The organism is Sphingomonas paeninsulae (assembly GCF_003660165.1).
Taxonomy (GTDB): Bacteria; Pseudomonadota; Alphaproteobacteria; order Sphingomonadales; family Sphingomonadaceae; genus Sphingomonas_O; species Sphingomonas_O paeninsulae.
Genome location: NZ_CP032829.1, coordinates 2,596,107 through 2,610,073 on the forward strand (window position 1 = coordinate 2,596,107; position 13,967 = coordinate 2,610,073).

Below are 13,967 nucleotides of genomic sequence, written 5' to 3' on the forward strand. Positions count from 1 at the left end.
CCCGAGGTGCGCCCTGTGCGCATTTGCGGATGTGACGTCGTGGGATGGATTTAGAGGTGTTATTGATGCGTTTCTCGTCACTGGTGCTGGGTATCAGCGTTTCCGCCGTGTTGCTTTCGGGCTGCTCCGGGAGCCGTTCGGGTAGCCAACTGCCGCCTGCTGCTTTCGTCAGCGCCACGGGCGACGGACCGAGCGACGAATATGTCATTGGGCCGCTCGATCAGCTTACCATCTTCGTCTGGCGCAATCCCGAACTCGGCGCAAAGGTTCAGGTGCGACCCGATGGGCGTATAACGACGCCGCTGATTTCCGACTTGCCAGCGGTGGGCAAGACGCCTGCCCAGCTATCGGCCGACATCAAGACGGCCTTGTCTGCCTATATCAACGATCCGCGCGTTTCGGTGATCGTCGATAATTTTTCAGGCACCTTCTCGCAACAGGTCCGCATCGTCGGTGCGACTGAAAAGCCAGCATCGATTCCTTATCGTGCGAACATGACGCTGCTCGACGCCATGATCGCTGTCGGCGGCCTTTCCGAGCGCGCCTCGGGTGATCGGGCGCGTTTGATCCGTGCCGACCGCAAGACCGGCAAGCAGGTCGAATTTCAGCTAAAGCTCAGCAAGTTGTTGAGGCAGGGTGATTCGACGGCCAACGTCCGGCTCGAACCTGGCGACGTCATTATCATCCCAAGCAGCGCCTTCTGATGAACGGCCTGTACGACGAGCTTCTGGTTGCGCTGCACGGCATCTGGCTGCGGCGCTGGCTTGCTCTCGGCGTAGGGTGGGCGATTGCGCTTGTCGGCTGGACTGTCGTCGGCATGATTCCGAACCGATATGAATCGGTGTCGCGCATCCTGATCCAGACGAACTCGCTGTTGCCCGACAAGGTTGGAATTACTTCGCAGGATCAGCAGCAGGGCATCGAATCGGTACGTCAGACATTGCTGTCGGCGGTCAATTTGCAACAGGTCGTGCGCGGGACCGATCTGGCGCAGCGTGCCAAGACGGACAAGGCTGTTGCCGACGCCGCAGCCGGACTGACGAAGAATATCAAGATCATCTCGCAGCAGGATAATCTGTTCGAAATCAGCGCGTCGTCGGGTGATTCGAGCTTGTCGGACGCAACCAACGCAAAGCTGTCGCGCCAGATCGTCCAGAAACTGATCGACCTGTTCGTGGATGGCAATTTGGCTGGCGGGCGGATGGAAACCGGCCAGACGCTGACGTTTCTGAATGCTCAGCTTAATCTGCGCGGCCAGCAACTCGCCGATGCAGAGGCAAAGCGTCAGCAGTTTTCTGAGAAATATATGGCGCTGTTGCCCGGCACCGGTTCGATCTCCGACCGGATCGACGCCGCCCGGACCGAAATGTCGCGCATCGATGGCGACCTCAGTGCCGCGCAGAGCGGTCTGGCGGCGGTTAATGGACAGCTTGCCGCGACGCCTGCTGCAACGCGCACTCCTGGCACAATGTCTGCGGGGGCAGTCGGCGACGGTCGCGCGGCTGCGATTCAGGCTCAGATTGCTGATGGACAGGCGCGCGGCTGGACCAACGCACATCCGGATATGGTGGCTCTGCGCAACCAGCTCGCCCGCACGCCCGCTGGCGGTGGTGGAACTGGCAGTATGAGCGCGGGAACGTCCACTCCGAACCCGATGTACGTCAGTTTACGGTCTATGCAGGCCGAAAAACAGGCCGTTGCGGGTGCGTTATCGTCCAGAAAGGCGCAGATTCAGGCCCAAATCAACGGTGTTCTGGCTGCGCAGGCCGCAAATCCCGAAATGGCGGCCCAACAAACCGAGCTTGATCGGAACTACACTGTCCTGAAAACGCAGTACGATAAAATGCTCGCCGACCGAGAGGATGTGAAGCTCCGCGGCCAGGTCCAGACCCAGACCGATGCCATAAAATTCAGCGTTATCGACCCACCCTCCGCCCCTCGAATCCCGGCAGCACCGAATCGCCCTCTTTTGCTAACGCTGGTGCTGCTCGTCGCTCTCGCCGGTGGTGCCGGAGCCGCTTTCGCACTGGGCCAGCTACGCAAAACCTACGCCACCGCCCCCCGCCTCGCTGCGGCAAGTGGGTTGCCGGTTCTCGGTTCAATCGGGGAGGTAATCCCGCAGGCCGAAAAGACCGAGCGTCGCCGCAAACTCAAACTGTTCGCAGGCGGCGGAGCAGCACTGGCTGGGGTCTATGCAATCCTGATGATCGTAGAGTTTATCCAGCGGAGCATGGTGGCATGAACATGATTCGTACTACACCGCTGGTCGCTGACTCGACCCCAAAATCATCGCTGATCGAACGCGCCGCAGAGGTCTATGATTTCGCTCTGGTCGCCCGCCCGCCCGTCGTCGCGGCCCCCTTCGAACAGCCCGTTGTTCCAGCAATCGTACAACCTCGCCGCGGACCTAACCCAATCGTTCCGGTTGATCCAGATCGCTTGCGAGAAGCCGGGTTCATCATTCCCGATGGACCCCCGGGCACGTTGGTCGAAGAGTTCCGACTGGTGAAACGCCAGTTGATTCTGAACGCCAATGGCGGCGCAAAAGGGCAGCCGATCGAACATGGCCGGATGATCCTGGTCTGCTCCGCTCAACCCAATGAGGGCAAGACGTTCTGCGCGGTCAACCTGGCGCTCAGCCTTGCCAGCGAACGCGACACTGAAGTGCTGCTGGTCGATGCTGATGTCGCCAAACCCGAAGTCCTTTCCACGCTTGGCCTGGAAGGGGACGCGGGCTTGATGGACGCGCTCGCCGATCCGACGATCGACGTCGAGAGCCTCGTCATCCGTACCAATATCGCCAAGCTGAGTGTGCTTCCTGCGGGCAAGGCTGCTCACGATGACAATGAATTGCTGGCATCCGCACGTACCAAAGTCGTGTTGGAAAGCCTCGCCACATCTAACCCGAACCGCATCGTGATTTTTGATTCTGCACCTGCGCTGGCGGCATCGCCCGCTTCGGTGCTGGCGCTCCATGTCGGGCAAGTACTGATGATTGTCCGCGCGGATCGCACGACCGAAGCCGAACTCAAAGATGCCATCGCGCTGGTCGATGGCTGTGAAAATATCAGCCTGTTGCTCAACGCCGCGAGTTTCGCTGGCGGGACAAGGAGCTTTGGCTCGTATTACGGACACGATAAATGATTCTGCGGTTCCTTCTGATGGCCGGCGCTGCCGGTGCTATCGTCTTTGCGCCCCCGGCGCGGGCCGAGCATAGTACTGAGGTTCATCCTTATCTCGAAGTTGACCAGACGGTTTTCGGTGATCTGAATAACGGCGGCGGAACGTCTGCCTATACGACTGCCGCAGCCGGCATCGACGCCTCAATCAGTACCCCGCGCACCGAAGGCCAGATCAGCTATCGGTACGAACATCGTTTCGGATGGGACAAAAACACTGGCGATGGAGATACCCATTCGGGTCTCGCGCGCGGCCAATATGTGGTTGTACCAAACCTGCTGCGGATCGAGGCTGGGGCGCTCGCCACGCGGACGCGCAACGATTTACCCGGCATCGGCGCAAATCCGGTGATCGGCAATGCGGACAATGTGTCGCAGCTTTATTCGGTTTATGCCGGACCAACGCTCGCGACCCGCGTCGGGGATCTAGATGTCGGTGCCGCTTATCGCTTTGGTTATACAAAGCTGGACAATCATCTCGGCAACTTACCCGCCGGACAGACCGATCTCGGCGGTTTCGATTCATCGACCAATCATGTGCTGGCGGCCAATGTCGGTATGCGGGTCGGAGTCCTGCCGATCGCATGGAATGTCAGCGGCGGTTATGAGCGCGAGGATCAGAGCGAACTCGATCAACGCTTCGAAAGCGGCTTTGTGCGAGCGGACGTGACTGTCCCGGTATCCCCGACGCTCGCAGCGGTGGGCGGCGCGGGTTACGAGAAAATCAGATCGAGCGCGCGCAATGCCCTTGTTGACGACGCGGGCAATCCAGTTCTCAATGGAAACGGAAGTTTCGTGACCGATCCTGCCAGTCCGCGGCTGCTCGATTACGACCAATCCGGGTTTATCTGGGATGTCGGCATATTATGGCGACCAAGCCAACGCACCTCGCTCGAGGCGCGGGTTGGACGCCGTTACGGTAGTATGACGTACATCGGCTCATTCTCGTATCAACCGAGCGACGACATGGCTTTTCAGGTCGGCGTATATGACGGCGTCCAGACGTTCGGACGTCAGATCGACGCGTCACTGTCTAGCTTGCCGACGCAATTCACCTTGCAGCGCAATCCTTTCGGCGGCTCGATCGGAGGCTGCGTGTTCGGCACTTCGGGCGGAAGTGCGGGGGGCAGCGGCGCGGGCGGTTGCCTGAACGATGCGCTGCAATCAATCATTGGCGGCACATATCGATCGCGTGGTGTCAATGCTGTCTGGCGTTATTCGCGCGGGCCGTGGCTGGCCGGCCTCGGCCTTGGTTATGCGGAGCGGACCTTCCTCGACTCGCGCGGTGTGTTGGCGGCAGTCAATGGATCGAAGGATCGCGGCTATTACGTGCAGGCCAATCTGGGGCGGCGGCTGACGTCACATTCGGGCATTGATGGTACTGTCTATATCGACTGGTACGAACCGGGTTTTCCGGGTGCGCAGGACGTGCTCGGCACGGGCGCGACGGGCAGTTATTATCATAATTTCAGCAATCACCTGACCGGCACGGCGACGCTCGGCTTATATTCGACCCGCGTCCAGGATGTTGATTCATCTTTGATCGGTGCGGCTCAAGTCGGCGCCCGGTATCGGTTCTAGGCAGCAGAAGTTTCAGGGAAGTATGCGCAATGTACACTGACTATTACGGTCTGACCGCCCCGCCGTTTCAGCTAACGCCCGACGCTCGTTTCTGGTTTGCCAGCGGCACGCATAAAAAGGCGATGGCGTATCTTGGCTATGGGCTGGCGCAAGGTGAAGGCTTTATCGTTGTCACCGGAGACATCGGCGCGGGCAAGACGACGCTGACCGGCCATCTAATGGCTACAATCGACCCGGCACGGGTTGCGGCGATCCAAATCGTTTCGACGCAGGTTGAGGGCGACGACATGCTCCGCCTTACCGCGCAAGGACTGGGACTGCCGACAGAGGGCGTGGAGAAGGCGCAGTTACTCGACCGGATCGAACGACATCTGGCCGAAACCGGGCGGGGTGGGCGGCGGACTTTGCTGATCATCGACGAAGCGCAGAACTTGCCGACTTCGGCGCTTGAAGAATTGCGGATGCTGTCCAATTTTCAGGCGGGTGGTCATCCGCTAATGCAAATATTTCTCTTGGGACAACCGGAATTTCGTGATCGGCTCGCTGAATCGGAGCAGCTCGAACAACTCCGTCAGAGGGTCATCGCGACGCATCACCTCGACCCAATGAAGCCGGACGAGACGCGGGGTTATCTTGAGCATCGTTTGACCACAGCAGGTTGGACGGGGCGTCCTGCCCTGACCGACGAGGCGTGCCAGATGCTCCACGGTGCAAGCGGTGGCGTTCCGCGCAAACTGAACACGCTGGCGACGCGGGCACTGTTGATGGGTGCGCTGGAGAAGGCGGACACGGTCGATGGTATCATCGTCGCGCAAGTCGTGGCCGATCTCGATGGTGATCGTCCAAAGGTTGTCGTTCAAATTTCATCGCCGCCGAGACAGCCCTTGCATGCCGTCAATGTCGAGCATCAGCAGTCACAAACCAATCCCCGCACCGTCGATCACGAAGTACGGATTGCCATGCTCGAATCGCAAATCCGCGAACAGGAAGCTGCCTTGCGCCGTGTCTTGACGCTGTTGGTTGACTGGGTGGAGCGCGACGAACCCGCAATGGCCCGCGCACCCGCCGCCTGAACCTGTTAGGACGGGCCATGCTCAACGCGCTTTCGGTCGATATCGAGGACTGGTTTCAGGTCGGAGCCTTTGAAAGAGTGATTGACCGTGCCGACTGGGACAATCTGGAATGCCGTGTCGAGCGCAACACCGATGCCGTCATCGCGCTGTTTGCCGAAACCGGCGTCAAGGCAACGTTCTTTACGCTTGGCTGGGTTGCGCATCGTTATCCGGCATTGATCCGACGTATCGTCGCGGCGGGGCACGAGGTCGCAAGCCACGGCTGGGATCACGCACGGGTGTTCACTATGACGCCTGCGGAATTCAAAGCCGATCTGAAGCGTGCGCGCGATATTCTCGAAGATGCAGCCGGATGTCCCGTCACCGGATACCGCGCGCCGAGTTTTTCGATCGATAAGCGTACACCATGGGCGCATGAAGTCCTTGCCGAAGCGGGCTATCGCTATTCGTCGAGCGTCGCTCCGGTAAAGCACGATCATTACGGCTGGCCCGAAGCGCCGCGTTTTGCGTTTCAGCCCGTTGCCGGAGTGCGTTGACTGAATTGCCCGTAACAACGGCGATTTTCGCTGGCCGGACACTGGCGGCTGGGGGCGGGGGATTCTTTCGCCTGTTGCCTTATGCCTTTTCCTCATGGGCGATCCGACAGGTAAATGCGGCGCAGCAGCCCGCGACGTTCTATTTCCATCCGTGGGAGATCGATCCCGACCAACCACGCGTCGCCAATGCGCCGATGCGTTCGAAAATACGGCATTATTCGCGGCTGGACGCCATGGCCGATAAACTGCGTCATGTAGTTCGCGATTTCGAATGGGGCCGTGTGGACGAGGTTATCGAGACTTATAGCGGCGCGGGCCGGGAATCGATCGCTGCGTGACGGTCGTTCGATTGGCTGATTTGAGTTCGGCCGCCGATTGCGCCGCGATCGATGATTTCCTCGCCACCCATTCCGAAACCACCCCCTTTCACCGCCGCGAATGGATCGAGGCGGTCGCAAAGGGATGCGGACAAAAGGCGCACTATCTGATCGTGGGCGCACCCGTTTCGGGCTTGGTGCCGCTCAACGAACTTCATTCGCCTTTGTTCGGTCGCGCCCTCGTTTCCAGCGGGTTTGCCGTTGGCGGCGGCATTATCGCCGATGACGAGGCTACGGCTGATGCATTGGCAACGGCGGTCTGGAAACTGGCGGGAAGTTTGTCGTGTCCAACCGTCGAACTGCGTGGCGGACGTTTGCCCAAAGATTGGCCGCAGGACGTTACGACCTATCTCGGGTTTGCGCGTGATCTGGCTGTGGATGACGAGGCCGAATTGCTTGCCATTCCGCGCAAGCAACGCGCGGAGGTGCGTAAGGCGCTAACCAATGAGCTGACAGTCGATTTCGGCGACCATGATGCGCACTATGCGGTTTATGCAGAGAGCGTCCGCAACCTCGGCACTCCGGTGTTTCCCAGAGCGTTGTTTGCCGCGATTCTCGACGCGTTTGGCGACGATGCGGATATCTTGACGGTCAGGCATAATGGTGTGCCGCTCGCCAGCGTGTTGAGCCTTTATCACCGTAGCGTCGTGATGCCATATTGGGGTGGTGGCACGGCGGCGGCGCGACCGGTGCGGGCGAACGACATGATGTATTTCGCGCTGATGCGACGCGCGCGCGAACGGGGATGCATGCGTTTCGACTTCGGACGGTCGAAAACCGGAACGGGAGCCGCTGCGTTCAAGCGCAACTGGGGTTTCGAGGGTGTGCCGCTGGCCTATGTCAAGCGCACCGCGGATGGACAGGCCGCGCGTGAGATCAATCCGCTCGACCCACGATACAGCCTTCAGGTCAAACTCTGGTCGAAGCTGCCGCTCGCTGTTGCCAACCGCCTTGGTCCAATGATTTCGCGTGGGCTGGGCTGATGGGTGAAATCCTGTTTCTTGCACACCGACTGCCATACCCGCCCGATCGCGGTGACCGGATCAGATCCTGGCATATTCTTCGGGCGCTGGCGAAAATCGCACCGATCCATGTCGCTTCGTTAATTGACCACGAAGCCGATCGCGTTCACCTGGCGACGGTTGAGAGCGTGGCCGTCAGTGTGACCGTAGAACCTCGCGATCCATCGAAGTTGCGTGCAATGATGGCGGCGCTACTGCGAGGGACACCTGCATCGGTGGAGGCATTTCGTAATCAGGCGCTGAAAACCAAGGTCGATGCGCTGCTAATGACTCGTCCAATCGACTGTATCTACGCCTTTTCCGGACAGATGGCGGCCTATGTTCCTCCCGAGTTCGGTGGGCGGTTCATCATGGATTTCGTCGATATGGATTCGGCCAAGTTTGAACAGCTTGGTGGTTTTGCCAATCGTCAGGAGGCCCGGCGGCTTTTGCGCTGGGAGACCGAGGCAGCCGGTCGCGCGGCGGTGTCGCTGTTTGTCAGCGATGCCGAAGTGGGGCTTTTCGAGAGCAAAACAGGTTTGGCTGCAACAATGTTGGGCAATGGTATCGATCTCGATCAATTCGATCCCGATCATGTTGAACCGGTTCCAAAGACTGGTCCCCTGATCGTGTTTACGGGTCAAATGGATTACGCGCCGAACATCGAGGCAGTGGTGGATTTCACGCACACGCAACTTCCTGCGATTATCGCAGCCGTTTCTAACGTGAAATTCGCAATCGTGGGACGTGCCCCGGCGCCCCAAGTGCTGAACCTCGCTGGCCCCGACGTAATCGTGACTGGGGAAGTTACTGACACGCGACCGTGGCTCGCAGCCGCCGATGTCGTGGTGGCTCCTCTGAAACTGGCGCGCGGGGTGCAGAACAAGGTTTTGGAAGCGATGGCGATGGCGCGTCCTGTCGTCGCATCGACAGCCGCCGCATTGGGAATCGACGCCGTGTATGGTCGCGATCTTATTGTGTCGGATAATGCGGCATCTGCGGTGATTGACCTGTTTCAAAATCCGACACGCGCCACCGCAATCGGGGCCGCCGCCCGCACCCGTATGCTGGAGTATTATCCCTGGGACGCTCAACTGGTTCCGCTGGCCGGAATCGTCGCCGGATGACCAGCGCGACGATCACCACCGGCACTGCATCCAACAGGGGATTTTGGCGCGTACCGCTGAAGACGCTCGCGGTCACCCTTGCCGCAATGCTCTTACTTTTTGCGCACGACGCTAACGCAATGGTGTGGCAGTGGTGGAATAGTTCAACCTATCAACATTGTCTTTTCGTGCTGCCGATAGTTGCGTGGCTGATCTGGCAACGTCGTGTTGAGGTCGCTTCAGTCAAATTGGGAGCATGGCTCCCCGGCCTCGCCTTTCTGGGATTGGCTGCGTTCGGATGGCTGATCGGTCAGGCGGGTGGCGCATCGCTGATCCGACACGCCGCTCTGGTTGCGATGGTGCAGGCAACGGTGCTGACAATCCTCGGTCCCGCCGTCACGCGCGCCATTCTGTTTCCGCTATTTTATCTGATCTTTCTGATCCCTTTTGGGGATGCCTTCGTCCCGGCACTCCAGAATGTCACGGCGTCGATAACGATGGCGTTACTGCATCTGACCGGGGTGCCGGCGCATATCGACGGCGTGTTCATCACCATCCCCAATGGCTGGTTCGAAGTTGCGGAGGCTTGTTCTGGCGTAAAATTCCTCGTTGCAATGGTGGCCTATGGTGCCCTTGTCGCGCACGTTTGTTTCAAAAGCTGGCGACGCCGCGCGGCGTTCATGATGCTGTGCATCGTCGCGCCGGTTCTGGCGAACGGTGTGCGAGCCTTTGCAACCATCTACGCCGCGCATCTGACCTCCGTGGAAATTGCGACGGGATTCGATCATGTCGTATATGGCTGGTTCTTCTTCGCGATAGTCATGGCGCTGGTCATGCTTGCGGGGTGGAAATTCTTCGACCGCACGCTCGGCGATCCGTGGTTGGCCGGGTTTCGTGCTCCGGACTTTCGCGCAAGACCATTCCTCGGGATGGCGCTGGCGACGGTCGGCGTGGTCCTGCTGCCATTGCTATGGAACGGAACGGTCATTGCGGCAGGTCGCGCTCAACTCCCGCATAGTATTGCATTGTCTCAAGTCGCTGGTTGGACGATCGAACCGAGAGTCGCAGGATACCCATGGGTTGCTCGATTCGACGGTGCGGATCACCGTCTCTACGGACGCTATCGAGACGCCAGCGGGCAAAGCGTTGACCTCGCCATCGCGCTTTACGGATGGCAGAACGAGGGGCGAGAGATCGTCGGGTTCGCGCAGGGCGCAGTCGACCCCGATAGCAAATGGAAGTGGACGGCCACCGCCGCGCCTCCTCCGGCTGGTAAGGCAGAGCGCCTGATGGCGCCCGGACGGCTGGCGCGTGAGGCGTTGACCTTCTACGTGCTGGGCGGTGGGTCGACGGGAAGTAGCATGACGGTCAAACTGAGGACTTTGCGCGCGCGCTTGCTCGGCGGCGATCAGGGCGCGGCGGTGGTCATCTTGTCGGCAGAGGACGGCCCCGGCCATCCTGCACGGCTCGCCATCGACCGCTTCATGCAGGCATTCGGCCCGCCGCAAGCCCAGACTGCTCGCCTGTTCGCAGTCGCCCGGAGCCACTGACAATGTGCGGCATTGCCGGTCTTTTCCACCTTGGAACGCCGAAGCCAGTCGATCCCGCCCGCGTTCGCGCCATGATCGACATACAGGCCCATCGCGGCCCGGATGGCTCGGGCGTGTGGGTCGCGCAGGGTGTTGGTCTCGGTCACCGTCGCTTGTCGATCATCGACCTGGGCGGTGGCGCGCAACCGATGCTCAGCCCCGACGAGCGGGTCGCCGTTACCTATAATGGCGAAATCTATAATTTCCGCGAAGTTCGCCGCGAACTCGAAGTCGGTGGCGCGGAGTTTCGCACTGACAGCGACACCGAAGTCCTGATCCACGGTTGGCGCGCGTGGGGGCCGGAATTGCTTCCCCGGCTCAACGGCATGTTCGCCTTCGCGCTGTTCGACGCCGATCGGCAGACGCTGTTCATGGCGCGCGACCGCCTCGGCGTGAAACCGCTGCATTATACACGGCTGGCGGACGGCAGCATCGCCTTCGCGTCTGAACTGAAAGGCTTGCTCGCCAATCCCGCCGTCCGCCGCGAACCCTCGCTTCAGGCCATCGAGGATTACTTTGCGCTCGGCTATATTCCCGATGACGCCTGCTTGGTCGCCGGCGTGCAAAAACTGCCAGCAGGCAGCTATCTCCTCCTTGAACGCGGCAAACCCGAACCCGCGCCCGTCACTTGGTGGGATGTCGACTTTTCCCAAAGAACGACCGGATCGACGCGCGACGCCGAAGAACAGATGCGCACCCACCTCCGCGACGGTGTGACATCACGCATGGTCTCCGACGTTCCGCTCGGCGCATTCCTGTCCGGGGGTGTGGACTCCTCCAGCGTCGTCGCCCTTATGGCCGAAGCCAGCCCCAACGCGGTCCAAACCTGCTCCATCGGTTTCGATTCTGCAGCTCACGACGAGACTCACTACGCCGCGTTGATCGCCAAACGGTTTGCCACCAACCATCGTAAACGCATCGTCGCAGCAGATGATTTTCCTGCAATCGACGTGCTGGCAAACGCGTTCGACGAACCCTTCGCCGACGCCTCTGCGCTTCCCACTTGGCGGGTTTGCCAACTCGCACGCGAAACGGTGACGGTGGCGCTATCGGGTGACGGAGCGGACGAAATCTTTGCAGGATATCGCCGCTATAAATTCCAGTCCGCCGAAGAACGCGTGCGTGGCCTGATGCCCGCGGATTTCCGCCGTTCAATATTCGGAAAACTCGCCCACTATTACCCAAAAGCCGACTGGGCACCACAGAAATTCCGCGCCAAATCCACCTTCGAAGCTCTCGCCCGCGACGGCGACGAAGCCTATGCCCGAGCAGTCGGCGTAACCGGCCCCGAAATGCGTGCCGCGCTATTCTCTCCCAGCTTCAAGGCCGCGCTACAGGGCCACCGCGCGGAGGACCGCATCGTCGCCGCCATGCGCAATGCCCCTGCGCGCGACCCGTTGGACCGCGCCCAATATGCCGATCTCAAAATCTGGCTCCCCGGCGACATTCTGACCAAAGTCGATCGCACCAGCATGGCCGTCAGCCTCGAAGCGCGTGAACCACTCCTCGATCACCGCCTTGTAGAATTTGGCGCAACGCTGCCGGTGTCGCTACGTTTGCGAGGCGGCACAGGCAAATGGCTAATGAAAAAGGCAATGCAGAAATACTTGCCTGACGACATACTCTATCGCCAGAAAATGGGCTTCGTGACGCCGATCTCGGCATGGTTCCGTGGCGCGTTGGCAGAGGAGGCGACCCGTATCACCACGACCGCCTTTGCGGAAACCGGATGGTTCGACCCCGTTGTCCTGGCGAAGGTCGGCACCGATCACGCCAGTGGCGTGCGCGATCATGGGCGGCTATTGTGGCAACTCGTCATGCTTGAAAAATCACTTGCCCGCGTATTTGGCCTTCACGGATAGTCGGCCCGCACGAAATACAGCCCATCGGGCGGCGCATTCAGTCCCAGCCGCGTCCGGTCCCTGGCCTCCAGTGCCTCGCGCAAATCGCCCGCCGACCAGCGCCCGATCCCGACCAGCGACAGGCACCCGACCATCGACCGCACCTGATGATGCAGGAACGACCGCGCCGATGCCCGGATGGTAATCGCATTGCCCGTCCGCGTGACATCGAGCCGATCCAGCGTTTTTACCGGATTTGCCGACTGGCAATGCACCGATCGAAACGTTGTGAAATCATGATGCCCGACCAATATCTGCGCCGCGTCGTGCATTGCCTCCGCATCGAGCGCCTTTTTGATCCGCCACTCGCGCCCGGCACCCAATGTCAAAGGCGCGCGCCGGTTTACGATCCGATATTCATAATGCCGCGCCAGACACGCAAACCGCGCGTGAAAGTCCGCCGCGACCGTCTCACACGCGATTACCGCAACCGGTACATCGATCAGGCCCGCATTGATCGCCTCCATCAACGCGAAGGGTGTCATCACGCGCGCTACGTCCAGATGCGCGACCATCCCCAGACCGTGAACCCCCGCATCGGTTCGCCCGGCGGCATGAACAACGATCGTCTCCTTCAGGATCGCGGCGCACGCATCCTCCAGCGCCTTCTGCACGGTGGCCCCATGCGGTTGCCGCTGCCAGCCCATGAATGGTTGCCCGTCGAATTCGACAGTGATTCGAAACCGTTGCGTCAAAGCTGCGTGCCCGCCGGAATGGCAAAGCCCCGCAACAGATCGGCGGGTTTCATTGCTCCACGTCCTGCCCGCTGAACCAAAGTCGGCCGGATCGCGCCGGGATTGCACGCAATCGTCAGCGCGTCATCGATCACCATGGCTGGCCGCGCCGATCCGGTAATCAACGGCTCGGCGCTCAAAATACGAATCCGCTCCCCCAGATATTCAAAAAATGCGCCCGGCGTCGGAGCGAATGCCCGAACTTGGCGCTCAGTCTGTGTCGCGCTTGCCATGAAATCGATCCGGGCCTCTGCTTTGTCGATTTTCGCTGCATAGGTCACGCCTTCGTCCGGCTGAACAACCGGCGGAAACGTGTTCAGATCAGTCAGCACATCGACCAGTAACCGCGCACCCAATTCGGCCAACTCCCCGGTCAATTCCCCCGCAGTCTTCCGCGCAACGTCGGCTTCGACTGTCGCCAGCATTGGACCGGTATCAAGTCCAGCCTCCATTCCCATAATCGTCACGCCGGTCTTAATATCGCCAGCAAGGATGGCGCGGTGGATCGGCGCGGCCCCCGCCAGCGCGGCAGCAACGAAGCATGGACATTGATGCACCCGAATTTCGGCGCATCGAGCACCGCGCGTGGCAAGATCAGTCCATAAGCCGCAACCACCGCAATATCCGCCCCGAAAGCCGCAAACTCTTCCTGAGCCTCCGTCGTTTTCAAGGAAACCGGATACCGAACTGCGATCCCCAACTCCTCCGCGCGGCGCTGCACAGGAGAGGGCGATAACGTCTTGCCACGCCCAGCAGGGCGCGGTGGCTGGGTGTAAACCGCCACAACGTCATGCCCCGCGGCGACCAGCGCGCTCAGGGTCGGGACGGCGAAATCGGGAGTTCCCATGAATGTAATGCGCATCAGGAACCTCAACCGCTTGGCAAGCGCG

The 13,967-nt window shown here is 60.4% G+C and carries 10 protein-coding genes and 2 pseudogenes; 10 read left to right on the forward strand and 2 right to left on the reverse strand.

The window, feature by feature from the left end; all coding sequences use genetic code 11:
• The first annotated feature begins 65 nt into the window (after window positions 1–65).
• The 10 genes and pseudogenes from D3Y57_RS18200 to D3Y57_RS18245 all read left to right on the forward strand — a co-directional run bounded on the left by D3Y57_RS18200 (window position 66) and on the right by D3Y57_RS18245 (window position 12,304).
• Window positions 66–704, forward strand: coding sequence for an XrtA/PEP-CTERM system exopolysaccharide export protein (locus D3Y57_RS18200; RefSeq protein ID WP_121156170.1), 639 nt, complete (start codon window positions 66–68; stop codon window positions 702–704).
• The gene (locus D3Y57_RS18205; RefSeq protein ID WP_121154884.1) at window positions 704–2,242 is read left to right on the forward strand and encodes an XrtA system polysaccharide chain length determinant; all 1,539 of its coding nucleotides are present in this window, start codon (window positions 704–706) and stop codon (window positions 2,240–2,242) included. The genes D3Y57_RS18200 and D3Y57_RS18205 overlap by 1 nt, the downstream gene beginning before the upstream one ends.
• Before the next feature lie 2 nt (window positions 2,243–2,244).
• Window positions 2,245–3,144 (forward strand): AAA family ATPase, encoded by a 900-nt coding sequence (locus D3Y57_RS18210; protein WP_121156172.1) that lies wholly within the window; start codon window positions 2,245–2,247, stop codon window positions 3,142–3,144.
• Window positions 3,141–4,760, forward strand: a complete 1,620-nt coding sequence (locus D3Y57_RS18215; protein ID WP_121154886.1) for a TonB-dependent receptor — start codon at window positions 3,141–3,143, stop codon at window positions 4,758–4,760. Before D3Y57_RS18210 ends, D3Y57_RS18215 begins: the two co-directional genes overlap by 4 nt.
• A 29-nt stretch (window positions 4,761–4,789) precedes the next feature.
• Window positions 4,790–5,833 (forward strand): XrtA/PEP-CTERM system-associated ATPase, encoded by a 1,044-nt coding sequence (locus tag D3Y57_RS18220; RefSeq protein ID WP_121154889.1) that lies wholly within the window; start codon window positions 4,790–4,792, stop codon window positions 5,831–5,833.
• A gap of 17 nt (window positions 5,834–5,850) precedes the next feature.
• A pseudogene (locus D3Y57_RS18225) lies at window positions 5,851–6,707 on the forward strand (XrtA system polysaccharide deacetylase).
• On the forward strand, window positions 6,704–7,729 hold the full coding sequence (locus D3Y57_RS18230; protein ID WP_121154892.1) for a FemAB family XrtA/PEP-CTERM system-associated protein: 1,026 nt from the start codon (window positions 6,704–6,706) through the stop codon (window positions 7,727–7,729). The pseudogene D3Y57_RS18225 and the gene D3Y57_RS18230 overlap by 4 nt, the downstream one beginning before the upstream one ends.
• Window positions 7,729–8,874, forward strand: coding sequence for a TIGR03087 family PEP-CTERM/XrtA system glycosyltransferase (locus D3Y57_RS18235; protein ID WP_121154894.1), 1,146 nt, complete (start codon window positions 7,729–7,731; stop codon window positions 8,872–8,874). Before D3Y57_RS18230 ends, D3Y57_RS18235 begins: the two co-directional genes overlap by 1 nt.
• Window positions 8,871–10,403, forward strand: a complete 1,533-nt coding sequence (gene xrtA, locus D3Y57_RS18240) for an exosortase A (protein WP_121154896.1) — start codon at window positions 8,871–8,873, stop codon at window positions 10,401–10,403. The genes D3Y57_RS18235 and xrtA overlap by 4 nt, the downstream gene beginning before the upstream one ends.
• Before the next feature lie 2 nt (window positions 10,404–10,405).
• Entirely contained in the window at window positions 10,406–12,304 is a 1,899-nt protein-coding gene (locus tag D3Y57_RS18245) for an XrtA/PEP-CTERM system amidotransferase (protein ID WP_121154899.1), read from the forward strand.
• On the opposite strand, the gene truA is transcribed toward D3Y57_RS18245, so the two are convergent.
• Together truA and fmt are read right to left on the reverse strand one after the other, a co-directional pair.
• A complete protein-coding gene (gene truA / locus D3Y57_RS18250; RefSeq protein WP_277873326.1) occupies window positions 12,295–13,038 on the reverse strand; it encodes a tRNA pseudouridine(38-40) synthase TruA in 744 nt (247 codons plus the stop codon). The two genes, D3Y57_RS18245 and truA, sit on opposite strands and share 10 nt — an antisense overlap.
• A pseudogene (gene fmt / locus D3Y57_RS18255) lies at window positions 13,035–13,939 on the reverse strand (methionyl-tRNA formyltransferase). The gene truA and the pseudogene fmt overlap by 4 nt, the downstream one beginning before the upstream one ends.
• Window positions 13,940–13,967 lie beyond the last annotated feature (28 nt).